This window comes from Blautia sp. OF03-15BH (assembly GCF_003463065.1).
In the GTDB taxonomy this organism is placed as follows: Bacteria; Bacillota; Clostridia; order Lachnospirales; family Lachnospiraceae; genus Limivivens.
In genome coordinates this window covers 16,659-40,867 of the sequence record NZ_QSCM01000006.1, presented here as the reverse complement: position 1 = coordinate 40,867, position 24,209 = coordinate 16,659, and the positions used below count along the sequence as shown (strand labels likewise).

The window sequence follows — 24,209 nt, the reverse complement described above, 5'->3', positions numbered from 1 at the left end:
CTTCCTGCTTCATTGAACGCTTTGCTGCCTGCTCATGGGCACCATCGCTTCATACATGTCAATCCATCAAAGTTCCCTGTAATATCTTTCAAACAGCTCCAGATATCTTTTTTCTACCACCTCAAAGGGAAGTACTTCATAAGAAAAGTGCGTTTTCATGATTGGAGGTGCTTCTTCGGAGACTCCTCGCAGAAGAATTTTCAGATCATAATAGAGCATATCGTCATCGATTTCTTTGACTTTTTTCTCTTCTTTTTCGTCTAGTCTGCTTCCCAGATATTTCGTGTATACAATGTCCAATAAAGTTTTTTCATGGGATATATAGTCAGAAAGATGCTGTTTAAAAGGCCTTGGCACGTCTGACATATAGGCCTCACTGGCATCATGAAGCAGACAGGCAAGCGCGATCCTGTTTCCATATCCTCTTGCTTCCGCTTCTAATGCACAATGTATACAATGTTGTCCTACTGAAAAAAATGTCTTTACATGACCATTTCCACGACAGATCAGCGAAAGGGCATGTGCCACGTCTGTAATCTCAATTTTATCTGCTTCCGGTTCCAGTGGAAAGAAATATATCCCTCCGTATGTTGTGATCCAGTCTGCCAATTCTCTTCTCCCTTCCTGAAAAACAGATTTTCGTACGGAAATCTGTTTTTTCTTAACGTCCCGTACGAAATCATGTCTTTTATCCAGCCATTCTATTTCAGATCTTCTTCAATGCTCTTCCAGATATAACCTGCAGCAAAAGCAGAGCCTTCCGCTGATGCATGTGCTCCATCTTCATAATACATCTCTGTCTCCGGATGAGCCTCACGGTAAGCCCACCAGTTTTCACCCACAGGTGCCAGAAGAGCGCCAATCTCTTCCGCAATCTGTTTGTTGGCTGCTGTCATACGAGGCTGAACCTCTTTTTCCTCTTTCATCGCCCAGGTCATGTAGATCACCGGTTTACTTTCCGCTTCCCGGATCCATTGATTTAACGTACGGACCGCTCCGAAAAACTTTTCTTCCGGACCGAAGGGATGAGAAAATTCCTGAAGTACAACATAATCATAATGTCCGTACAGAATGTTAAAGCGGACATCCGGCTCCTGTACATGCTGTTCCAGATACCAGCCGCCATGAGCGATCATCGTCACTTCACAGTCAAAACCTGCTTTTCTGGCTTTTTCTGCCACCATAGCCGGCATATCATTAAAATAGGTATGGCTGTTTCCAATAAATAAAATTCTAAGTGTTCTTTTCTCTTCCATCTGTTTTACCTCTCTTTCCTGACAACTCCCGCCCGGCAGGCACAGGCGGCATCAGATCTTTTTCTCCAATGGATATCCGCGGATCGCTCTGCTGCAAAGCAGCTCACACAATCCCATAAATGTCAATATCTGTATCAATAACCACAAGAGCCGAATCGCAATTTTTCAAAACGCGCTCTATAATAAACACTCGGCAAAGTCCTTTTTCTGTTTCTGCTGCTTCAAAGAATTGTATTCTCCGGGATTGCATCCAAACTGTTTCCGAAAAGCGCCGGCAAAACGACTGGCATTGCTGAAGCCTACCATATCTGCGATCTGGGTCATCGGATACCGACCGCTCTGAACCAGGGAAAAGCTCTGATTCACGCGATATTCTTCCAGATATTTCGTGATGGTTTTCCCTGTCATTTTCCGAAACAGACGGCAGCAAACCTCTCTGGAAAGATGAACCTGATCTGCCAGCTCTTTCAACGATACCACAGATTCGGAATGTGCATGAAGATAATCCAGCATCTGTTCCAGCCTCTCCAGTTCTCTCTGGCTGGCCGGAACCACATTTCGAAACTCCGTGTCATGTGCGGAAAAAATCAGGCCAAAGGCTTCGCAGAGCAGTCCCTTGATCCTCAGTTCATAACAGAAGGGTTTCTCTTCAAAAAGTGTATCCACTTGGTTCAGCTTTTTCAAGGCTTCCCGGCTCCACTCCTCTTTTCCTGTAAGCAGGATACAGGGAAGGGCAGAATTTTGCAGAAAAGGTCGGAAACAGTTGCGTTCCACATCACTTCCCAGATCTCCATAAAGAAAATCCGGTCGCACAAGGATCGTTGTATACAAAGTACGGCTGTCATCTGTGGAATCACAGCTATGAGGGACATTTCTGTTCAGAAGGAGACCTTCTCCCGGATGCACCTCATAATTTTTCTGATAGACCTGGTATCTGGCCTTTCCCAGACGGGGCAGACTGATCTCAAGCTCATTATGCCAGTGGATCGGGACATTTTTTCCCTCAAACATCCAGAGATCATCGTGATTTACTGTCATGGGAAAGGTCTCTGAACCATGTGCGCAGAGTTCCCGCTTTGTATCATCTACCAGTATTTTTTTCTTTATCATCTGCAGTTCTCCCATCGTTTGTAGAATTGCCGAACTGTCCTGCCGCGGATCACTTTGCAGCCATCCGCTTTGGTGAAAAAAAGCCGTTCGTACCTGCACGATATGGCTTCTGCTCACCGAAATCCGCTGCAAAACAGCTTACTTTATTATAACTTCCACGTACGGAATATACAAGAAGGAGGTTCTTATGTCCCGCTCAAAAAAAGAAATGGATCTGACAGTCGGAGATCCGTTCCGCTCCCTGCTGAAATTTGCGATCCCTGTGATCCTTGGAAATCTGTTTCAGCTTTTCTACACCCTGGCCGATACCATGATCGTAGGAAAAACACTCGGAGCCCAGTCCCTGGCAGCCGTAGGCTCCACCAGTATCATCATCTATTTTGTGTTCTGTTTTATCAACGGTTTTACCGGTGGCTTCGGCATCTGTCTGGGCCAACGCTGCGGTGCCAAAGATGAAGTCGGCATGAGAAAAAGCGTAGCCGTCTCCACGCTCTTAAGCATTGCATTTACAGTCTTCCTCACTCTGATCTGCTGCCTTCTGGCTCATCAGATCCTGATCTGGATGCAGATCCCCTCCGATATCTCAGGAGAAGCTTATGACTACATGTTTATTGTCCTTCTTGGCACGGGTGCGACTGTCTTTTACAACATGATCTCCAACATGCTCCGGGCTCTGGGAGACAGTAAAACGCCTTTATATTTTCTGGTCTTCTCTTCCATCCTGAATATTTTTCTGGATCTGCTTTTTATTGTCCCTTTTCATATGGGCGTTGGCGGAGCTGCCTGGGCTACCATCCTTTCCCAGCTTCTCTCTGCCATTTTAAGCCTTGTGGTAGGACTGAAAAACTTTCCGGTCCTTCATCTTCACCGGGAGGATTTCCATGACCTGAAAGCAAGTGCTGTTCTTCACCTGAAGACCGGCTTTCCCATGGGCTTTCAGATGTCTGTCATGTGCATCGGTCAGCTGGCCATGCAGGCCGTGGTAAATGGCCTTGGAACGGCTGCTGTGGCCGGATATACCGCTGCCTCCAAAGCAGATCAGCTCTCCGTCCTGGTCAATAATGCCATGATGACCGCTATTTCCAACTATGTGGCCCAGAACTTCGGTGCCGGCAGAAAAGACCGGATCCGTCAGGGTGTGCGGGCCTGTCTTATCCAGACAGAAGCCTTTAATCTCGTCATGTGTATCGGAATCCTTCTGCTGCGCCATCCGATCGTGCAAATGTTTCTTTCTGATCCGACAGCAGAGATCTATCATTATTCCGACACCTATCTGACCATTGTTGCACCCTTCTATTTCCTGCTGGGCCTTCTGGCTGTTTACCGTACCGCCATCCAGAGCATGCAGAACGGCCGTGCTCCCTTCGCAGCCTGTATGATCGAGCTTGTCATGCGTATCTTTGCCACCATCGGCCTTTCCGGCCTTATCGGTTATACTTCGGTCTGCATTGCCAGTCCTCTGGCCTGGCTCGGTGCCTGTGCCCTTCTGATCCCGGTCTACTACCGGATGATGAAGAGCCCCTTACTCTTCCAGTGATACAGCCCCTCACAATCCCCTGCTTACTGCATTTTTTTGCGGAAGCAGGGGATTCTTTTTTCTGTAATATCTGTAATAAAAAGAGAAAGCCAGTGTGATATATAACATCTCACGGGCTTTCTCTTTTTGATCCTCTTACAGCAAAAAATTTTGGCTCCCTATTGATACCTGTGAACTGCTTCCTTACAAAGCAATTCACACACTTCTACCTCTTATTTGATCCTTTTCAGTTCATACTGTCTGGTTCCCAGACCAATCTTTTCTGCCTGATCCAGGGTCGCCTTCCATTCGATGTTTGGATTGGAATCCTTGAAATGGTCGTGATGACAGTGCCAATCCGGCTCTGCCAGGTGTTCACCCAGCTGACTGTCTGCGATCGGTGTCGCCTTCAGACAGGCATCCGCACAGGCTTGATCCAGAGCAACCGGATCAAAGCTTGCAAACATTCCGATATCCGGAAGGATCGGTGCATCATTTTCCCCATGACAGTCACAATTGGGGCTGATGTCCTGCACAAGAGAAATATGGAAACAGGGACGGCCATGACAGACTGCCTGAGCATATTCTGCCATCTTCCGGTCCAGAAGCTCATTTGCGCTGCTGTTGGGGTTATATACGGCATCAAAGCTGCAGGCTCCGATACAGCGGCCACAGCCTTTGCATTTATCATAATCAATGACTGCTTTTTTATCCACATAGGTGATCGCATCGCTTCCGCATTCTTTTGCACAGCGACGGCAGCCACGGCAGAGTTCTGTATGGATGGCCGGTTTTCCGCTGGCATGCTGCTGCATCTTTCCTGCACGGCTTCCGCAGCCCATACCAATGTTCTTAAGGGCACCGCCGAATCCGGTGGCTTCATGGCCTTTAAAATGGGTCAGACTGATAAAAATATCCGCATCCATAATGGCATGACCGATATATGCTGTCTTGCAGTACTCTCCGTTTACAACCGGAACTTCTACTTCATCGGTCCCTCTTAAGCCATCGCCAATGATGATCTGACAGCCTGTGGAAATGGTGTTGAAACCGTTGATATTTGCACAGTCCAGATGCTCCAGTGCATTCTTTCTGCTTCCCGGATACAGCGTGTTGCAGTCCGTCAGGAACGGCATTCCGCCCTGCTCTTTACAAAGATCTGCCACTGCTTTTGCATAGTTCGGGCGAAGAAATGCCAGGTTGCCAAGCTCACCAAAATGCATCTTGATCGCAACGAATTTCCCATCCATATCGATATCCTTAATCCCTGCTGCAACACAAAGTTTTTTCAGTTTATCCAACTGGCTCGTACCCACCGGACAACGGAAATCGGTAAAGTAAACCATTGATTTTTCCATATTCTGTTTTCTCCTTATCTTGGATGTTCCGGATCAGATATTTTGAGAAATATCTCCGGACAACTCATCTTAGTTCATAGAAAAAGAATAGCAGATTTTTTTTAACAACGCAATCTTCCTTTTCCATTTTTTACTGCATAAACCATTGTTGTCTGCGCTCTGTCCGCTTTTTACAGAACTTTTCTTCCATTGACTGTCAGCATGAACGCAGATCGCGAAGCGACTGCGTTCATGAGCAAGTAGCGAAGCGGATTGCGAATGTCCGCTTTACTGTCGTCCCCAGAATCTCTGCTGATTTTCTGCAAAGCATCATACGGCCAAGAAAAATCTCAAAATAATCATACATGGAGCAGATACTTTCATCGATCTGAAGATTCAATGCAATCATGGAACGGTCTTTTTCTATTTTTAGTTTTGATTCGGTAACTGCATAATTGACCCGGTCATGGATATCAAACGCTGCCATTTCCTTCTGGCGGACTCTGCTTTTATTCCTTCTTTCTTTTGTAGTATTTTCGGCATCTCATTCGCCTTGCTGATGTTTCACGTGAAACATCAGTCATCATGACTGCAAAGATGTGGTGTTGTTACGTTTTTTCCTTTTTGTAAGCAACAATGCACTGGTAAGCGCAGTAAAGGGTGCAACGGTCACAAGCCCGAAGCTTCCAACGATCGTGTCCAGTAATTCTGCTGCTACATATTTATAATTCAGGATATTGTCTATCGGTGTTCCCTGTGCCATAAACGTCATTAAAAGCGCTATATAGCCTCCGGAATAAGCCAGCAGAAGCGTTGTTGTCATCGTTCCCATTGCTGCCCTTCCGACGTTCATCCCGGATTGTGCCGCTTCCTTCCAGCCAATATCCGGTTTCTTTCCGATCACTTCATTTACTGCAGAAGTAATATCTACCGAGAGATCCATCATGGCGCCTGAGGCCCCGATGAAGATTCCGCTCATATAAATCTGCGAAAGGTTCAGACTCTGATATCCGGCATAGAGAAGGCTTTCCGAGTATGCCATAACGGCACCATGGATTTTAAATGCATCCGTGAAAATGCAGCCCATAACACAGCTTACCAGTACTCCAAGAAGTGCACCGGATGATGCTGCAAGTGTTTTTCTGTCAAATCCATAGACCAGAAAAATGATCAGAAGTGTCAGAAATGCGGTCAGCACGATTCCCCACCAGATCGGATTGGCACCTTTCAGATATGCAGGCGTCAGGATCTTCCAGATTGCCAGAATGGTAATCATAAAAGAATACACTGCCCGCAAACCGGTTCTTCCGGCAAAGCCGATCAGAAGTAAAACAAAAATTCCTGCAAGCAGAAGTTCTTTGTCCAGGCGATAGTGATCACTCATCATAACGGAAAGAATTTCTCCGTTGCTATAACTGATCACTACCTGTGCAATGTCTCCTTCCTGGAAAATTTTATCCGCTTCCAGTGAACCGCTCAGCATATTTACGGCTTTTGTTTCCTCTCCTTTAAACTTTCCTCCGAGGATCTTCACCTTGCAGTACTGCTCTCCGGACTGGATCAGACCATTATTGATCACAGAACTCTCATCTGTGGAAAGAACCTTTGCTCTCACTCTGTCTGTTCCCTTATAAATAGCAGCATCCTCATAGCCCGTAGGAAGGGCCATGAGGATAACAATCAGTAAAATCGCTATGAGGGAAACAGAACCTTTTCTAATCCTGTCTCTTGTCATTTATTCTACTCCTGTAAGTGCCGCCATCTTGTTATAAATATCTGTGTTATCGTAGTAACCGACAAACTCATCCTGACCTGCTCCCATGGCAAATACTTCTACCGGAAGTCCTGTATGTGCATAGGAGGAGAAATTGATACCGGACTTATTGTTCAGGATATGTGTGATCGTTACGGTCAGCGGTTCGTAGCTTCCATACAGCAGATATTCTTCCTGGCCAAATTCCTCTTCTTCACCGGTTCTGCTCATGGTTTCTTCATAAGCAGCCTGAAGCTTCTGATACTCATAATCGGTCATCACAAGGCTTCCTTTATCGTCCGTTCCTTCCGGATGCACATCCTTGCTGTCTGCCTGGTTGGAGCTTTCTGTGGCTCCGTCCGGCGCCTGAAGTCCGAACAGCTCTGTAATGTCAGCCATTACGGTGTCAAAATCCGTCTTGTTCTCCTTGTATGCTGCCACATAATCGGAATCAAATTTTGCATAGGAGATTTTCTGGTTGCTGATGTTGGTAAGAAAGGTGTCATAATCCGTTCCTGCGAAGCCAATGGTAAGACCACCAGTCTCATGGTCTCCCGTTACAAGGATCAAGGTCTCATCCGGATGTTCCTTGTAGAACTCCACTGCTTTTCCAACTGCATCATCCATGGCCACGGTATCTGTGATCGTTGCTGCTGCATCATTTGCATGGCAGGCCCAGTCGATCTTTCCGCCCTCAACCATCATGAAGAAGCCGGTCTCATTGTCCAGTACCTCAATTCCTTTTTCAACATAGTCGGAAAGTCCCCATTCGCCTTCTTCGCGGTCCATGTCATAGCTCATTGCATCGCTGTCCGCAAGCGTTTCATCGATAACGATTGCTTTTCCATCCTCTGCGGTCAGGCTCTCTGCCTCTGCCTGGGTTTTGATCACTTTATACCCTGCTTCTTCTGCCAGCTGGTACAAATCCGTTTTATCCCCATCTGCTCCGGTTGTCTTCTTCAGACCGCCGCCTGCAAAATAATCAAAATCACTTGCGATCAGCTCCTGACCGATTTCATAATAACTATTTCTGGATGCCTGATGTGCATAGAAAGCTGCCGGTGTTGCATGATTTAAGTTTACAGAGGAAAGGATTCCCACTTTATAGCCAAGCTGTTTTTTCAGTTTTTCTGCGATGGTCTCATAGGAGGTCTCCATCTTCTCATCCATATTGATGGTTCCGCTGTAGGTCTTATGACCTGTGGAAATGGAAGTTGCTGTGGAAGCGGAATCCGGACAGAAGGATGTGCTGTCATAGGTCTGTGCAGATCCGGCTACCGGGAATTTCATCATGTTCAGCTTGCTTTCGCTGTTGAGGATCTCATCTCCGTCATCTGCGATCGCATTCAGATAATAGTTGGTTGTCTGCACCTGCGGATAACTCATTCCATCACCGATGAACAGGAAAATATATTTCGGAGTCTTTGTTCCTTCTTCTGCTGCCATTCCATGAACAGGTACTGTACAGACTGCCATTGCTGCTGCCAATAATAATGCACCGACTTTTTTTGCTTTCATAATACTCTCCTTTACATAACTCATTGTAACTGCAAAATGAATCTGTTTCACTTCTTTTCTTGACGATGCCTATTATAGGTGGGCTCTGTAAAATCTCCATTTGTCCAAAGTTAAATTTCTATAAGATTTTTGTCTGTTTTTGATACAGAAATTTTACATAAGGGCTATTCTTCCCTCTGTCCATATGTTATACTTTGTTGCAAACGGATCTTCTCAATCCGCTTCGCTACCTGCCCGTAACCAACTCTACCTTGCAGCAGCCATCATACCGGCACGCTGCCCTCACCTGAATAAAGGAGTGTAAGAAAATGAAACACCCCAAGAATTTTCGTGTTGTAAATCTACTGATGCTTACCGTTGCAGGAATCGTAAACGCCTTTGGGATCACGATTTTCCTGACCCCGGTCAAATTGTATGACAGCGGTATTTCAGGAACCTCTATGTTGCTGGAACAGATCACTCCACCGTATCTGTCTCTGTCTTTTTTCCTTTTATTACTGAATATCCCTCTGTTTCTGTTCGGTCTGAAAAAACTGGGCAGGCTTTTTACTGCCTATGCGATCTATACGGTGGCGGTCTACTCTCTTTTCGCATGGCTGATCACGGATGTCTTTCCCATTGATGTCAGTATTGCCTCTCCTCTTGCCGGCACGGATCTGCTGCTCTGTGCACTGTTTGGCGGCGTGATATCCGGTATCGGCAGCGGTCTTGCGATCCGTTTCGGCGGTGCAATGGACGGAATTGAAGTCATGGCAGTGATTTTCTCCAAACGCCTTGGCATCACGGTCGGAACCTTTGTCATGATCTATAATATCCTTCTATATATCATTTGCGGCTTTGTACTCAAAAGCTGGATCCTGCCTTTATATTCCATCGTCACCTATGCTGCCGCTTTAAAGACCGTCGATTTCATTGTGGAAGGTATCGACCGGTCCAAATGTGCCATTATCATCACAGAACATCCGGATGAAATATGCAAAGCACTCAGCGAGACCTTTGAAAGCGGTGTGACACATCTCAGTGCCAAAGGCGGCTACTCAAACCGCGACAAATCGATGATCTACTTTATCATCAACAGATATCAGATCATCCGAATGAAAGACATCGTACACAACATTGATCCGCTCGCCTATATTACGATCAGTGAAGTCGCGGATATCTTTTCCAGTAATAACAATCATCCATCTTGATTTTCAGACACAAAAAACCGGCATTTCCAGACGGATTTCTTTCCGTCCGGAATGCCGGTTTTTTATTTGGCAGCGTTTACTTTAATCCATCTGCCAGTCCATATACATCATTTTCTTTACAGGAAGCGCCCTCCCACTGAATGGGATTTTCAAACTCCAGCTCAATAATGGTATCATAAGCATCCCGTTCTGCTTCTGGAACTTCAATCTGAATATATTCGTCTTTTTCCTGAATATCAGCAGATTTCACATTCCACAGCTTCCAGCTTTTTAATTTGTTTCCGGTAAGCTGCAGCCTGATCTTATCAGACTTCCATTCCATAATATGAACATATACTTTATTCTCTTTGTAAGTAGTTCCTCCCCAGCTTCCCGGAATTACAGGGCCGCCTCTTGTTCCGTAGAGAGTTTCTCCATATTGTTTCATCCACGCTCCCAGTTCAGCCAGCCGTTTTACCTGTTCCTCTTCCATATTTCCGTCGCCGGTCGGTCCTACATTTAACAGATAATTTCCATCACGCACAACAATGGACACCAGATTATGGATCAGTTCTCTCAGAGAAAGAACTTCTCTGCCCGGTATATATCCCCAGGAATCCGCAATACAATCACAGGAATCCCATGGTTTATCCGTACGGATCTCATCGATCCGGCGTTCTCTTGTATGAAAATCTCCTTCCCAACCAAATCTGTTATTGATCATGATTCCCGGCTGCAATTTGCGGATCTCATTGATGATCTTTTCAGATTCCCAGAAATAATTGACTCTCATATACTCGCCAACTGCCCAGTCAGGTTTCCGGAACCATCCCTTTTCTCCTGTCCAGTCATTGCCGCCAAGTGCCAGCCATTCTCCATCAAACCAGAGCATATCGATTTTTCCGTAATTCGTCATCAGTTCGATCAGCTGATCATGGCATTGTTTTTTTAATGCCCGTGCATTTTCCCAGTATAAATCCGGGAAAAAGTATCCGGGGAATCTCCAGTCCAGAGGAGAATAATAAAAACCGACTTTCAATCCTGCTTCTCTGCAGGCTTCTACATATTCTCTTACAAAATCTTTTTCTGCCGCACTGTTTGTTGCCTTGAAATCACTTGCTTTACTGTCAAATAAACAGAAACCGTCATGATGGCGTGTCGTGAGAACCATATACTTCATGCCTGCATCTTTGGCTGCTTTTGCCCATGCACGCGCATCAAATTTTTCCGCTTTGAAATCTTCGGCTAATTTTTCATACTCTTTCACATCCAGCCGTTCATTAAAGAGTACCCATTCACCCTTTCCAAGCATGGAATAAATTCCCCAGTGAATGAACATTCCGAATTTTGCATCGCGAAACCATTGCATCTCTTCTTTGCTTAAACATGCTACCTTTTCTGGCTGGTAATCCTTCCGTACCAGTTCAAAAGATTTCATTGCTTCTGTTGTCTTCATATCTTCACCTTTCTCTTAACCTTTAACAGCACCTACCGATATTCCTTTGATAAAATATTTCTGTACGAACGGGAAAACCAACAGAATAGGCAGCAGACCTACGATTGCTATTGCCATTCGTACCGTCTCTTGAGGGATTCCGCCGCTGATACTTGATACATTGATATTGCTGTTCGCATTCTTGGATAAAAACTCTATGTTCTTTATCATGTTGTTTAAAAGCTGTTGGATACTGAACAGCTTGGCATCTGTCACATAATATAATCCATTCATCCAGTCATTCCAGTAAGACAGACCGATGAACAGTCCTACCGTCGCAATGATCGGTTTACATAACGGCAGAGCCACCTGACCGAAAATCCTGAATTCCGAGGCACCATCGATCTCCGCTGCTTCCTTTAACGCTACCGGAACATTCGACTGGATGAAGGTTCTTGCTAAAATAACGTTAAATGCGTTCATCAGAAGTCCCGGTATGATCAAGGCTGCAATGGAATTTTTCAGATGCAGATAACGTGTATACATGATGTAGGTGGGAACAAGACCACCATTAAAAAGCATAGTAAAGAACAAATAGAATGCAAGAAAACTTTTTCCTGGAAACTTCGGCTGTGCTAAAACATAACCATATAAAAGAGTGAGCATGGTTCCGACTGCTGTACCAATAACAGTCACCAGAACCGTTACTCCGTATGCATGAAAAATCTGTGCTTTTTCATTCCAGATATACTTATATGCATCCAGACTGAATTCTTTCGGCCAGAAAGAATAGCCATGCATTACGATCTCATTGTTACTGGTAATGGATGCCATAACCAGCAGGATCAGGGGAATCACCATTATCAGAGATATCAAAAACATAATCACTGTCAGCATACGCTGATAGCGTCTCTCGCCTTTTCCAACCATCTTACTTTCCTCCTAAAACAGTGCATTTTCGCTACTTAACTTCTTGGTAACCCAGTTTGCAGTCAGAACCAGGACAAAACCTACTAATGACTGATATACACAGGCTGCCGATGACATACTGATATCTCCTAATTCAATCAATCCTCTGTATACATAAGTATCTATGGTATTCGTTGCATTGATCAGAGCTCCGGAGTTCATAGGTACCTGATAGAACAGACCAAAATCGGAATAGAAAATTCTTCCTACATTCATCAGTGTCAATGTGATCACTGTAGATTTCAGCATTGGCAGGGTAATAAAACGGATTTTATTCCATCTTGTCGCCCCATCGATCTCTGCTGCTTCATACATTTCCTGATCGATCCCCAGAATAGCTGCCAGATAAATAATGGAAGAATATCCGGCGCCTTTCCAGCAATTGATAAAGATCAGTATCGCCGGCCAGTATTTAGGCTCTGTATAAAAAGAAATGGTGTCCTTTCCAGCTGCTGCCAGTGAACCATTGATAAATCCTGTTCTTCCACTCAGAAAGGCGTAGGCCAGATAGCTCACGATGATAATTGAGATCAGAGAAGGGATCAAAACACAAGACTGAAAAATCTTTACTTTCATCTTGCTGCGTATTTCACTCAGAATGATCGCGATCACAATAGCAACCACTGTATTTACAACAATAAACGCAACATTATATAGGATCGTATTTCTTGTTATCAAAAAAGCATCGGGCGCTTTAAAAAGATACTCGAAGTTTGACAGCCCCGCCCAGTCACTTTTCAGAATTCCTTTTGAGAAATTCAGATTTTTAAATGCTATTACAATTCCAAGCATAGGTATGTAGTTATTGATCAACAAATAGATAAATCCCGGTGCTACCATAATATAAAGAGGTATTGCTCTTTTCAGCATTTTCTTTTTCTTACTGTTCATATCCTGTCCTCTCTGATGCAAATTTCACTCGTATTCTTCTTCATAAAAAACGGCCGACCAATAGCTCTATTAATCGACCGTTTTTCCTATTTCCTTTTATTTGTTTTCAGCGAGCCATGCATCTGCCTGTGCCTGTACATCCTCGATGATATGATCGATTCCAGCTGCCTTCAACTCTTCATTGAATTCTGCTACTGCTGTTTCCGGATCCGCATCACCATTTTCGATGATTGCTTTGTATTTGTCTTTCACGTTGCTGATCGCAGTAATTTCATTCTTCACATTACTGGTATCATAGATAAAGCCATACAGCGGAGAAAGTGTTGCAGTATCATTGAACTCAGAGTATTTCTCAAATACATCCTCCGGATCGGTCTCCCATGCATATCCTACAGAAGCATTACCGGAAAGCCACATCTCATTTCCCCAGCCAACAGTTGCACTTGTAACACCTTCCGGATATCCTGCGATACCTTTCTCGGCATCTTTGACTTCATAATCTTTTCCTTCGATACCATAACGGAACAGATTCTGGAAATCAGCGCTGGAATATAACAGGTTCAGAACTGCCAGAGTTTTTTCCGGATTTTCTGTCTGTGCAGCTACCAGCCATTCGATGTTATTTACAGACTGTGTGGAAAGAGATTTTTCTGTGATTGGCATTGCTACAATGTCCATACCGGTATTCATAACCTCCTGGGTTACAATACCCGGATGATAGTTTCCAAAGTAGCCAAATGCATTATTTGCTTTTAAGATATCCTGTCTGGGAGTTGTGTTTGTTGTAGAATCCGGCATGAAGTAACCTTTCTGATTCCAGTCATAAGCTACTTTAGCCATCTCTTTATATTCATCTGTATCATAGATGTTTACAACAGTTACTCCGTCAGATGTATCATCATCCATTGCAACGCCAACTCCGGATGAAATATCATCAAACTGACCCTTGATGTAGTTTAACAAACAGCCGCTCTTCAGATCAGACGGGATCAGTGCGTACATCTCCGGATGAAGCTCATGTACTTTTTCAATTACCTTTTCCACATCATCCATTGTTTTGACATCATCAACGGTAAATCCGGTTTCATCCAGAATATCTTTTCTGCAGATCAGACCGGCCTGTGCTGCCATATCACGATAAATGGGAAGTCCGTATAATGCTCCATCAAAATAGCAGGCATTAATGTAACGCTCCATTGCTGCATATGCATCCGGTGCATAGGTCTGTACATCTTCTGCAATATCATACAACTGACCTCTCTGACCTCTTTCTCTGATATTGGAAGTACCAAGGAAGATATCCAGCTTCTCTCCACTGGAAAGCATCAGGTTGATCTGGTCATCATAAGCACCCCACTCAATGATCTGCAGTTTGATCTTTGCATCTGCAACCGGTGCGATCAGTTCATTCATTGCATCCTCTACTTCCTGCATGCTGGCAGGAGATGCGTTGGAACCCGGCCATACCATAAGGATCTCTGTCGTATCTCCATCCTTTAATACAGCGTCTGTTGCTTCATCTGCAAGAGAAACAATGCTTCCTGCCAGCATGGACAGGCTCATTGCTGCTACAAGTAACCCACTGACCAATTTCTTTTTCATTTTTAATCCCCCTGTTTGAAAAGTATTTTTTTGTTTTCCTTTGCTGTCGATATACCAATCATACAGGTTCTCTGTTTCTCTTTCAATTTCAATCTCGACCCATTCTATAACAAAATCGACTTGGTTATTTTTTATTTCTATATTCGCTTGGTGTCAGTAAGGTTTGTTTCTTGAAGATTTTTGCAAAATATGCCGGAGAATCATATCCGATGTGAGAGCTGATCTCGGCCATGGACATCGATGTTTCCCTCAAGAACTTTTTTGCCATAATGATCCGGTATTTCTGAATATATTCCATAAACGTACAGCCGGTATATTTTCTGAATTCCCGATTCACATAATCTCCGTTTAAATGTACCAGTGATTCAATATTTTTTCTTGTGATCACTTCATTATAATGGATTTCCAGGTATTCCTTGATCACTCTTACCGGATCTGACATTTCTTCTATTCCGGTCATGTCTTTTCTATTCTGTGAAGAGATGATTTCTTCTACTCTTTCTACCGCATGATGGACCACTTCTTCTAATTCTTCAAAAGCTACCGGTTTTAAGAGATACTGGTAGACGCCCAGGGAAACTGCACTTCGGGCATAATTGAAATCCGGATACCCTGTCAGGATAATACTGATGATCTCCGGATAGATATCCTCCATCCATTTGATCAATTCCAGTCCGCTTTCCCCTGGCATTTCTATATCACAGACCAGAATATCAATTTTTGTGCTCTCCAGGATATCTTTGGCTTCATCCGCATTATGCGCTGTATATAATTCCTTAATGCCCTGTTTTTTCCAGTCCACTGCTTCTTTCATGATTTGCACCATAGCAATTTCATCATCTACCAATAATAAGTTCATACGTTTCCTCTCCTCTACATGATATGGGGCAAATATAAAACAACCTCTGTTTTCCCCGGAACACTATGGATCTCCATTTTTCCGTCTTTACCATAGAACTCCCGGATTCTCTCTTTTACATTCTGGATTCCTATATGTTCTCCGTTCTCTTCAATGGATTCTCCATTTTCAATACGCTTCAGGATCTCCGGATCAAAACCGACTCCATTATCCATAATAGTAATTTTCAGACCTTCCTTTTCAACAGATCTTACACTTACTTTTACTTTTAACAGCGGGACTCTCATGATATTATGTTTCAAACTGTTTGCAAAAAAGGTCTGCACGATCATTGGCAGTACCAGCTGCTCTTCCAGGCCTTCCTGGATTTCCATACTTGTCTCGAATTTGTCCTGATACCGATAACGCTGGATCTCCGCATAGCTGTTAAGACAATTCATTTCCTCAGATAAAGGAACAAAAGTCCCCTTCTGTCCCAGTAAATAGCGGAAATACTTTCCGCTTACCAGAGATAATTGCTGAATAGAACGAAAATCTTTCATCTGTGCCATGCCATAGATCAGATTCAATATATTTGTGTAAAAATGCGGCTGTATCTGTACTTTCAGGAAATGACTGTTGATCCTCTGGCGTTCCAGTTCTTTTTCATACACCTGTATTTTTAAATTCTGGATCTGATCTGCCATATTATTATACGTTTTGTATAAAAGATCGATCTGTGAACCGTTGTTTAAAACCTTAAGGCGCGTATCCATCTCACCTTCACTATAACGTTCCATTGCCAGTCTCAATTTTTCCAGAGGGAAAAATACTCTCCTGGCTTCCCTTCCCCAGACTACTGTGATCAGTATCATTGCCAGAAATAAAGTTCCACAGAATATTAACAGACCGAATCCTGTATTGTTATACAGGCGACCGCTTTTTACGGAAACAGAAATCGTTACCTCGGTTCCTTTCAGCTGACTTTCATAGGAAACGGTTTTTCCGGCATGTTTTTCCCCTTTTTCAAGCACATTTTGTTTGTCACTGTCCAGAATCTCCAGAAACCAGTCTGCTTTTTTGTCATATAAACCGTCCAGAACCCGTTCTGCGGAATATAAACTTCCTATGTAACCATTATACATGTGGTAAATTTTGAATATGTAAGGCGTATCATTTACCATCAGGATTTTCCATTTATCGCCTGCAGCCACAATATGCTCTTGAATGTATTTACTGATGGCTTGTTTCATCTCCTGATAATTTGCATAAGAAAGCCCTTTCTCATTTGCAGAAAAATAAATATCCCTGTCCGGAACATAAACAAATGTTGTAAGTTCATTTCCGTAACGGGCATTCATTTGCTGAATTTGCGTATGTAGCTGAGTCTTCGCTATTTCCACTTTCAACTTACGATCCGATTCACACAATTGACGATACATAACTCCTGTCTCAATCCCGATAAACCCAAGCATGGAATCTGCTGTTTCGTCCAATTTGTTTTCCCAGTAATTACCATAAGCCTCTACAGAATCACCGAATAATTCTCTTGCTCTTTCTCCATCCTGTTGAATAAGAAAAAAGCTAGAGATCTCAATGATCAGAATTGCTGCCATGAGCGTCAGAACCATGGAACGAATTGCACTTTTTACTATGGAATGATTCATCCTATTTTCCTTTCTTAAATCAAAATCCTTACGTTCCGCTGCACGAGAAATGCTCTTTTGCAAATGCGTTTTCATCTCCTTCATTATACAACATAATCAGATTTCCGGATAGAAATGTTTCACGTGAAACATAAAGCAATTTTTTCACTTTCTTCGGGAAAAAAACAAGCAGCAGAAACTGAAGTTATCCAATTCCGCTGCTCATTTCGTTACCCTATGGTGTTGCTGTCAAAGCCTTTTCTTCCTGTTATCCCAATATCGTAGTCGCAGAATTAAGCAGTGCCAGAACGGAAGCACCGTCCGGGCTGTCTGTATCCAGCAGGGTGATGGCACCGCCAATGACGGAAGCCGCATCCGGATAACTGCCTTCTGCTTTTTCCTTTGCCTGCGTAAGAAGTGTCAGGATGGCAGCTTTATTTGCTGCTGCATCGGCTTCTGCCAGTGCGGAAGCACTCTGAAGGAGAGGAAGGATTTCCTCTTTTGATCCTCCTGTTGCTGTCGGAGCTTCTGTTTCTGTCACTTCTGCTGCGGCTGTCTCCGCCTGTGTTTCCGGTATCTGCTCCATTTCCTGAGGTGCTTCTGTCTCCGCTTCTGCCGGAGCCTCGGTCTGCTGGACTTCCGGCTCTTCTGCTTCCGGCATGGAAACAGCTCCGGTTCCGCCCGCATTGCCATTGACGCCGATCACTTCTGCCCCGTTGATCGTAAAGAGCTCCGTAGGATCACTGTAATTTTTCTTGGCTACAAAATAATTTCCACTGTCTGAAAAGCTGAAATAGGAATATCCTTTCAGCAGCTCGTTTCCATGCCAGTCTACAAGGATCGGATTACCGTCAATCGCAGAAACCTCAAAGATCATACCATTTGCCCGGCCATGGGGAGAATTCGGATAAGGACCGGATTCGGTTCCGTCCGCTGCAATGATGGTGTAAGTGCCATCTCCGTTCTTATAGGTACCGGCCAGGCCGTCACACTCAAAGTTTTCACTGTCATACTTCAATTCACAGCTTACTTCTCCTCCCTTCGTTACAAAACCGATCTTGCCGTCTTTTTCTACACAGAAATAACCATTTGTACTCAGACATCTGCCGCTGCCGCCATAGTTATAATGAATCCGGTCATATTCAAAGGGAAGGATCTCTTCTCCATTCATATTTATGACACCATATACGCTCTCTCCTGCCTCGCTGTCCCAGTCAGATCCCATGACATAGCCATCATCATAGACTTTCAGTGCTCCATGACCGGATTTGTCACTGATCTGCTTCAGAACCACATTTTCATAGGAGTAATCACCAAAGTTCCATACACTGTCGGCTGCTGCCACAGCATTAAAGGAAGCATCATACGTCGTTACTTTTCCGCTGCTTCGATCCTGGACATTGAGATAGTCTCCATCTGCCTGAAGATCTGCCACCTGGTCTCTGGTCAGTTTTACGGAAGCGGTCTCGGTTTCTCCTATGTGATAAATAACAGCGGTCTCGATCTGATAATAGCCATTATCCGAATAACTCTGGAAATCATAATCGCTCTCTGTCGCCTCTTTTAGCAGATAAGCTGCGATCCATTTCTCATTGAGGATGTTCACATTGTCATACTCACAGGGAACTACCATCTGCGCTTTTGTCGTCATAACTCCTGTTTTCTCTGTATCCGCATCCTCCATGAGAACAAAGCCACTCTCATAGCTCGTATAACGGGAAAACTGCGGATTTGAGTACTGCGTATCTGTCACATCCATAACCGCATATTTGTTTCCGTCATTGGTTGCCAGCAGTAGATCTGTGCCATCAATAAATCTCTCGGATGCGACATTACCGACACTTGCAATCGTTACTTCTCCGTCAAAGACTTCAAGAGAGGCTCCCTCTTTTGTCTCGACCTGCATTTCTGTGGCTCCTCCGGCACTGTTGGCCAGATCCACGGGATCTGCATCATTTACCATATAGAGAGTGGATGAGGTGTATCCTTCCTGGGAAATGAGATAGCTTCCGTTTTCTGACATGGAATAACCGCTGCTTCCGGTAAGAAGTACATTTCCGTGCCAGTCGATCAGATCATACCCGTTTCCGTCAGTCGGCTGACCGATCCAGAGCATACCCTTGGATTCTTTGATCACGTTCATATATTCATACGTTGTTCCCAGATCAGATTCTCTTCCATCTGCAGACAGAAGGAGATATTTGCCATCGCTCGTCTTTACCCGGGCACTCATTCCATAGCCCATAACCGATTCTGCATTATTATAGCCATAGTTAAAGGAACCGGTGACATTTCCTCCGGCTGTTACGAAAACGGTCTGCTCGTTTCCAATGGAAAGGAAATAACCGCCGTTTTCATAAACATCAAAGGAAGTATCAAAGTTGCCAAACTGTGTGGGCACAATGACATTTCCATACCGGTCAATGATTCCGTAACCATTATCACCGGAAACCATCGCGTATTTGCCATAGAAGCTTCTGACAGAATAGCCGGTCTTCTGCTGCAGGGCATCTTCCAGAGAATTGTCATAGTCATAATCACCGAAATGGTACAGGGAATCCGCGGTTTGTACGGCATTGAAGGCAGAATCATAGGTGGTGATCACACCGCTTCTCGCCTGGATATTGATATAATCCGCGCAGGATTCCGCATCGTAAAAATCATCTCTTCCCAAGGTTCCGACACACTGGGTTCCCTGGTTTCCTATGTAGTAAACGTCTGCATGATCGATGAGATAATAATTGGTATAGTCCGTATAATCATACTCGTCTTCCGTACCGCCTTCTGTCAGGATCACACCTACCGCCCACATGTTTCCTACGACTTTTACAGCGTCATACTGGAAATCTACAACAACAGAACCGTCCGGTGCAAGAATACCGGATTTTCCGGAGCCATCATTGAGCTCGGCTATGATATAACCTTTTCTGCCCATCATATCCTGACTGTAAATGGATTCTGTGAGAAGATTTCCATTCAGATCCATCAGGGCGTAAGAACCGTTCAGATCCTTGTATTCAATGATATTTGTTCCGGAAATAAAAGCATCTGCCTTTACACCGCCTGCTGCGGTCAGACTTGCTTCACCGGTGAACACCTGGATAGGCTCTGCGGGTCTGTCAGATACGGCAACGCTGCTGGTAGCATTGATGATCGCATCTTCGCCCCAGATTTCATCGTTGGTACGCAGAAGAATACTGTTGCTCGGCAGAACCTGCTCCTCGGTGATCGTTGTGAAGGTGTCGGTGATCGGGTCGTCGATACCGCTGCTGGTGGCTACGTTGTAGGTAACGCGCTCCAGGGTCGGCTGCATCTGGGCGTAATCGTAATCCATCTGGCTGAATTTGTAGCTGAAATCATAGAGCTGGGTCTTCTCGACTTCGCCAAGCTTTGCCGGAGCTTCCTTGCCCTGATTTGCCGCTGCCTCTGCTGCCGCCGTCTCCGTCACGCCGATGACATTGTCCACAACGTCGTGAACGGCCTGTTCCTCGGTGATCTGGTCTCTGACAATGTGGATCTTAATGTCATTGACCACAAGGGTTGCCTGATCCTGTCCTACCGTGTCAGCGATGTTTCCTGTGGTGATGAGCTCTACGTTTGCCAGCTCTTTCTTGCCCTCGTCAAGCTGGGATCCGCTGGCCTCCTCGTAGGCCATCATAACGCCTGTGAGGGCTCCGGTACCGGAAACCTCGAAGGGCGCTGCTGTCAGAACCTCACAGTTATAAACGCCGGAGGTGGACAGCTGGCTGGCAATCATGTTGCTGGTCACATAGTTTAAGTTTGCCGTTTTTACCTGAATACCGCCTGCGTTTGTGGGATTTACAAGCGCACAGCTGTAGGTGTAGGAACCGATCTTCTCTGCGGAAATCAAGTTTCCAAGCTTCTCCTTCTCATCCGCATTTGTGATCGTAATCGTTGTTACTTCTGACTGGTCGATTCCAAAGAACTGAAGAATCTGGCTCTTCTGGTCCTCCGACAGGTCCGCTCCCAAAGTCAAAACAATGGGAAGCCGGGACTCGGAAGCCAGGCCGGAAATATCTGCCGCCTGGGAAACGACGGAGCACAGCTGCGCCACGCCCATCATTGCAACGAGCATACAGCAGATGAGCTTTCTCATATACTTTCCTCTCATGACTCTCTCCTTATTTTATTTTTTTATTGAAACACACCTTTCGCCCTTTCGGCTCCGATGCATTCAAAACTGATTTCTTTTATGACGGAATTTTCACAGATGATCGTGACCGCACTGTAAAACGGATCGTCATTCCGGACAATCGCATAACCGTTGCAGCCGTCATCCCGCACGTTGCATGCATAGAGATAATCGTTGCCCACAAAGGTCGCCACGCCGTCCAGCTGCTTCCCTGCAAAAGGCGGGAAACCTTTCAGGATATCCGCCTCGGAACTGCCCACATGGACGTCTCCGGGCAGAACCACATTCAGATAGGTACCGTTGGTGTCGATGAGGGCCGTAAGGATACCCTCTGACAGCACCGTGTCGTAGCCCATCATATTTGTGATTCCCGTCATCTCTTTATAGAGTGAATTTTCAAAGTAAAAATACTGGGTGTTGATGATCTCTGTCCAACTGCCGGACTCCATGTCCGCGTCGGAAGAGATATCATAGGGCAGCCGGATCTGCCTGTCCAGCTGAATATCCGATGGATCAATTTCACTCATCGGTGTCGGGAACTGATAGGAATGACCATTCAGTTCATACCGGAAGGAACTGATGTCCTCTTCCCCTGTGCCCACGGGTGTTTCCGGCACTTCCGGTGCTTCTGTTTCCACCGGTGTTTCCGGCACTTCCGGCGCTTCTGTTTCCACCAGCGTTTCCGGCACTTCCGGCGCTTCTGTTTCCACCGGCGTTTCCGGCACTGCAGCCGCTTCCGTTTCCACCGGCGTTTCCGGTACTGCCGGTACTTCTGTTTCTGCCGGACCTTCCGGCACTGTAGCCACTTCCGTTTCCGCCGGACCTTCTATCACTGCAGATTCTCCTGCGATCTCCGCACTTTGCACCACCTGATTGAATACAGGGAAATAATTGTAGGCAGACAACTGTCCTTGCATCAGTTCAAAGGCATACACCGTGTCTTCATAGATAAAGCAGACGGTTTCGCAGGCAAACTGATTGGCTCCCACATTCATCTGGAAATTCAGTTTTTTGGCAGGCAGACTGGCTGAAGAAAGGTCCTCCGACTGCATATCCGAAGTGACACTCATATCCGAGATACTTTTCTCATAGCTGAAAAAAGCACTGGCCGGATCCTCTGATTCCATGGCAAAGTAACTGATAGTCAGAGTTCCGGCCTTGGGGCTGATCGCTCCGGAACCGTTCACCGGAGAATAAGAGATCAGGCTGCGGCCGCTTGCCGCATTGTTCCCCCAGTCTCCCGGAACATCCACCAGCACACTCTCTGGAATCTTTGTCTGTGTCAGTTCCGGCATCTGAAAATCCGGTATACCGGCGTCAAAAACCGTCTCCTGCAGTGCGTTCAGATCCGGAAACACCATTCCGGAAAACAGTTCCTGACTTCCCTCCGCAGCCGTTTTCCCGGAAGCGGCCGCTTCTGTTTCGGCTTCTCCGCTTCCCTGCAGCAGACCGTCTAGCAGTAAATCTACTGCAGCGGCATTCTGGCTTCCGCCTTCCGACAGTACCTGAATGCTCTGCAGTGTGCTTTTCACCGGATCTCCGTCCGGCAAGAGCTCCATACACTGCTGCAATAAGATCCCGATTGCAGCGGCATTTGCATCCGGATCCAGGTCTGTCAGACTCTTTACCGCCTTCAGTTGTTTTTCCACATCCTCCTGCAGCGCAGATACAGGCATCACTGCCTCAGACAGAAGAACGGCAGACAAAAAGAGGGCTGTTCTTCTTAAAACCTTATGTGTTTTCATATTTTTTCCTCTGGGCTTACTGATAATTCTGCATCGCATCCGGCGCCAGCGAAATAATCGCAGAATCACACTCAGAACCCCTGCTGCTGTTATTTAAGCGGATATGTACACTTTCCTGCACCATCTGGATCTCATACATGCCATCCTGGGTGATATATTTATACTCATCTCCCGGCAGGAAATGTGTGATCGTGTCCGTGGAAACCAGGAACAGAAAGTGATCCAGCTTTTCCCTGTATCCGGGATCCTGCAGGGCCTCCATGAAATACTGATATTCCTCCGTGCCAGGCGTCAGATCATCTTCCCGGCTTCCGGCATCGTCCCAGGTACTGTCCATTTCATACCAGACACCATCGATTTTTACAATATTCCAGGCGTGGCCTCCGGCTTCTGCCTCGGAGGCTCCTGCCATTCCACCGATAAAAGCGACTTCGATCCCGCACTGCTGCAAAAGGTATTCCATCGCCAGTGTGTAGCCGTCGCAGACCGCATAGTTGGAAATCCCGCTGGAATCGGTCACCAGACAGCCATAGGCCGTATGCGCCAGATCCTGCCCCCGTTCCAGGGCCACTGCCCCGTCAGCTACCGGATCGTTGTAATTTACCAGTGCGATGAGTTTGTCATGGATCTGACGGACAATCTCATAATCGGAGACATTTCTGTTGACATCTGCCAGAAAAGCTTCTGCCGCCGTATTAAAGGCCTGCATCTGCTTCTCATAATTGACAAATGGCTCTGCCATTTTAATATAGACAAAATAAAAGCCCCCGTAATTGACTGCCTCCGACAAGTACACCATTTCCGCCTCCTGTCCGGAATACAGCCAGAAAAGTTCCGGATGATCAAAGCACAGAGCCCGGTAGGCGACGTTAAATTCATAATAGTAGTCCTGACTCTGCGGATCGATATCCGTCATCATAAGACCGATATTGCCTTCACTCACCGGATCCTGTGCCACCCCAAGCATCACATCGTAGATTTCCTTGGCAACAGGATCCAGGTTTTCATAATAGTAATAACTCTTTGAAGTGTTCTTCAGCAGACTGCTGCCGGATCCATTGTAGGTGCTCATGATCTCATCCAGCTTTGCGGCATCCTGCCCTGACAGAAGCTCCATAGGCTTTGACGGCGTATATTCTGCCAGATCACCCGTGGGCATCTGATTTCCTTCCAGATTTTTTACCCCGGCCTCTGCAAAAACCGTTCCTGTCTCCAGAAAAATGCCCGCAAGAAGGATTGCTGCTGTCCATATGCCTTTCTTAAACTTCATA

At 45.4% G+C, this 24,209-nt stretch carries 18 protein-coding genes; 2 read left to right on the top strand and 16 right to left on the bottom strand.

The window, feature by feature from the left end; all coding sequences use genetic code 11:
* Positions 1-66: 66 nt before the first annotated feature.
* The 3 genes from DXA57_RS08260 to DXA57_RS08250 all read right to left on the bottom strand — a co-directional run bounded on the left by DXA57_RS08260 (position 67) and on the right by DXA57_RS08250 (position 2,366).
* A complete protein-coding gene (locus DXA57_RS08260; protein ID WP_117766490.1) occupies positions 67-609 on the bottom strand; it encodes a hypothetical protein in 543 nt (180 codons plus the stop codon).
* Between the two features lie 92 nt (positions 610-701).
* Complete coding sequence (locus tag DXA57_RS08255) at positions 702-1,256, bottom strand: SGNH/GDSL hydrolase family protein (RefSeq protein WP_117766488.1); 555 nt, start codon at positions 1,254-1,256, stop codon at positions 702-704.
* Between the two features lie 177 nt (positions 1,257-1,433).
* A complete protein-coding gene (locus DXA57_RS08250; protein ID WP_158571268.1) occupies positions 1,434-2,366 on the bottom strand; it encodes an AraC family transcriptional regulator in 933 nt (310 codons plus the stop codon).
* Positions 2,367-2,553: 187 nt separating this feature from the next.
* Between DXA57_RS08250 and DXA57_RS08245 the strand changes: the two genes are divergently transcribed.
* Positions 2,554-3,903, top strand: a complete 1,350-nt coding sequence (locus DXA57_RS08245; RefSeq protein WP_117766484.1) for an MATE family efflux transporter — start codon at positions 2,554-2,556, stop codon at positions 3,901-3,903.
* A gap of 212 nt (positions 3,904-4,115) precedes the next feature.
* Here DXA57_RS08245 and DXA57_RS08240 read toward each other — a convergent pair whose 3' ends face one another.
* The 4 genes from DXA57_RS08240 to DXA57_RS08225 form a co-directional block, all read right to left on the bottom strand.
* A complete protein-coding gene (locus DXA57_RS08240; RefSeq protein WP_117766482.1) occupies positions 4,116-5,240 on the bottom strand; it encodes a DUF362 domain-containing protein in 1,125 nt (374 codons plus the stop codon).
* A 229-nt stretch (positions 5,241-5,469) separates the two neighbouring features.
* Positions 5,470-5,706 (bottom strand): hypothetical protein, encoded by a 237-nt coding sequence (locus DXA57_RS08235; protein ID WP_330423232.1) that lies wholly within the window; start codon positions 5,704-5,706, stop codon positions 5,470-5,472.
* Between the two features lie 96 nt (positions 5,707-5,802).
* Positions 5,803-6,954, bottom strand: coding sequence for a YibE/F family protein (locus tag DXA57_RS08230; protein WP_117766480.1), 1,152 nt, complete (start codon positions 6,952-6,954; stop codon positions 5,803-5,805).
* Positions 6,955-8,490 (bottom strand): alkaline phosphatase, encoded by a 1,536-nt coding sequence (locus DXA57_RS08225; RefSeq protein ID WP_117766478.1) that lies wholly within the window; start codon positions 8,488-8,490, stop codon positions 6,955-6,957.
* A 308-nt stretch (positions 8,491-8,798) separates the two neighbouring features.
* Here DXA57_RS08225 and DXA57_RS08220 point away from each other — a divergent pair, with 308 nt between their 5' ends.
* Positions 8,799-9,680: a YitT family protein gene (locus DXA57_RS08220; RefSeq protein WP_199612704.1), complete on the top strand. Its 882-nt coding sequence runs from the start codon at positions 8,799-8,801 to the stop codon at positions 9,678-9,680.
* Positions 9,681-9,756: 76 nt separating this feature from the next.
* Here the strand turns inward: DXA57_RS08220 and DXA57_RS08215 are convergent, their stop codons facing one another.
* The 9 genes from DXA57_RS08215 to DXA57_RS08175 form a co-directional block, all read right to left on the bottom strand.
* The gene (locus DXA57_RS08215) at positions 9,757-11,115 is read right to left on the bottom strand and encodes an alpha-L-fucosidase (protein WP_117766476.1); all 1,359 of its coding nucleotides are present in this window, start codon (positions 11,113-11,115) and stop codon (positions 9,757-9,759) included.
* Positions 11,116-11,130: 15 nt separating this feature from the next.
* Complete coding sequence (locus tag DXA57_RS08210) at positions 11,131-12,024, bottom strand: carbohydrate ABC transporter permease (protein WP_117766474.1); 894 nt, start codon at positions 12,022-12,024, stop codon at positions 11,131-11,133.
* A 12-nt stretch (positions 12,025-12,036) separates the two neighbouring features.
* Complete coding sequence (locus tag DXA57_RS08205; protein ID WP_117766472.1) at positions 12,037-12,954, bottom strand: ABC transporter permease; 918 nt, start codon at positions 12,952-12,954, stop codon at positions 12,037-12,039.
* Between the two features lie 96 nt (positions 12,955-13,050).
* Entirely contained in the window at positions 13,051-14,556 is a 1,506-nt protein-coding gene (locus DXA57_RS08200) for an ABC transporter substrate-binding protein (RefSeq protein WP_117766470.1), read from the bottom strand.
* A gap of 124 nt (positions 14,557-14,680) precedes the next feature.
* Entirely contained in the window at positions 14,681-15,415 is a 735-nt protein-coding gene (locus tag DXA57_RS08195) for a response regulator transcription factor (protein ID WP_117766468.1), read from the bottom strand.
* 14 nt (positions 15,416-15,429) lie between these two features.
* Positions 15,430-17,061 carry a sensor histidine kinase gene (locus tag DXA57_RS08190; protein WP_158571267.1) on the bottom strand — a complete coding sequence of 544 codons (1,632 nt, stop codon included), beginning with the start codon at positions 17,059-17,061 and terminating at the stop codon, positions 15,430-15,432.
* Between the two features lie 247 nt (positions 17,062-17,308).
* Positions 17,309-21,172, bottom strand: a complete 3,864-nt coding sequence (locus DXA57_RS08185; protein ID WP_117766464.1) for a DUF1002 domain-containing protein — start codon at positions 21,170-21,172, stop codon at positions 17,309-17,311.
* Positions 21,173-21,195: 23 nt separating this feature from the next.
* On the bottom strand, positions 21,196-22,938 hold the full coding sequence (locus tag DXA57_RS08180; protein ID WP_117766462.1) for a hypothetical protein: 1,743 nt from the start codon (positions 22,936-22,938) through the stop codon (positions 21,196-21,198).
* Between the two features lie 16 nt (positions 22,939-22,954).
* The gene (locus tag DXA57_RS08175; protein ID WP_117766460.1) at positions 22,955-24,208 is read right to left on the bottom strand and encodes a transglutaminase domain-containing protein; all 1,254 of its coding nucleotides are present in this window, start codon (positions 24,206-24,208) and stop codon (positions 22,955-22,957) included.
* Between the last annotated feature and the right edge of the window lies 1 nt (position 24,209).

Excerpts from the sequence above, each read along its gene's own strand:
- DXA57_RS08195 (WP_117766468.1), bottom strand. The coding sequence starts at position 15,415 with ATGAACTTATTATTGGTAGATGATGAAATTGCTATGGTGCAAATCATG.
- DXA57_RS08190 (WP_158571267.1), bottom strand. The coding sequence starts at position 17,061 with ATGAATCATTCCATAGTAAAAAGTGCAATTCGTTCCATGGTTCTGACG.
- DXA57_RS08215 (WP_117766476.1), bottom strand. The coding sequence starts at position 11,115 with ATGAAGACAACAGAAGCAATGAAATCTTTTGAACTGGTACGGAAGGAT.
- DXA57_RS08210 (WP_117766474.1), bottom strand. The coding sequence starts at position 12,024 with ATGGTTGGAAAAGGCGAGAGACGCTATCAGCGTATGCTGACAGTGATT.
- DXA57_RS08225 (WP_117766478.1), bottom strand. The coding sequence starts at position 8,490 with ATGAAAGCAAAAAAAGTCGGTGCATTATTATTGGCAGCAGCAATGGCA.
- DXA57_RS08235 (WP_330423232.1), bottom strand. The coding sequence starts at position 5,706 with ATGGCAGCGTTTGATATCCATGACCGGGTCAATTATGCAGTTACCGAA.
- DXA57_RS08230 (WP_117766480.1), bottom strand. The coding sequence starts at position 6,954 with ATGACAAGAGACAGGATTAGAAAAGGTTCTGTTTCCCTCATAGCGATT.
- DXA57_RS08200 (WP_117766470.1), bottom strand. The coding sequence starts at position 14,556 with ATGAAAAAGAAATTGGTCAGTGGGTTACTTGTAGCAGCAATGAGCCTG.
- DXA57_RS08180 (WP_117766462.1), bottom strand. The coding sequence starts at position 22,938 with ATGAAAACACATAAGGTTTTAAGAAGAACAGCCCTCTTTTTGTCTGCC.
- DXA57_RS08255 (WP_117766488.1), bottom strand. The coding sequence starts at position 1,256 with ATGGAAGAGAAAAGAACACTTAGAATTTTATTTATTGGAAACAGCCAT.
- DXA57_RS08175 (WP_117766460.1), bottom strand. The coding sequence starts at position 24,208 with ATGAAGTTTAAGAAAGGCATATGGACAGCAGCAATCCTTCTTGCGGGC.
- DXA57_RS08245 (WP_117766484.1), top strand. The coding sequence starts at position 2,554 with ATGTCCCGCTCAAAAAAAGAAATGGATCTGACAGTCGGAGATCCGTTC.
- DXA57_RS08220 (WP_199612704.1), top strand. The coding sequence starts at position 8,799 with ATGAAACACCCCAAGAATTTTCGTGTTGTAAATCTACTGATGCTTACC.
- DXA57_RS08240 (WP_117766482.1), bottom strand. The coding sequence starts at position 5,240 with ATGGAAAAATCAATGGTTTACTTTACCGATTTCCGTTGTCCGGTGGGT.
- DXA57_RS08205 (WP_117766472.1), bottom strand. The coding sequence starts at position 12,954 with ATGAACAGTAAGAAAAAGAAAATGCTGAAAAGAGCAATACCTCTTTAT.
- DXA57_RS08250 (WP_158571268.1), bottom strand. The coding sequence starts at position 2,366 with ATGATAAAGAAAAAAATACTGGTAGATGATACAAAGCGGGAACTCTGC.
- DXA57_RS08185 (WP_117766464.1), bottom strand. The coding sequence starts at position 21,172 with ATGAGAGGAAAGTATATGAGAAAGCTCATCTGCTGTATGCTCGTTGCA.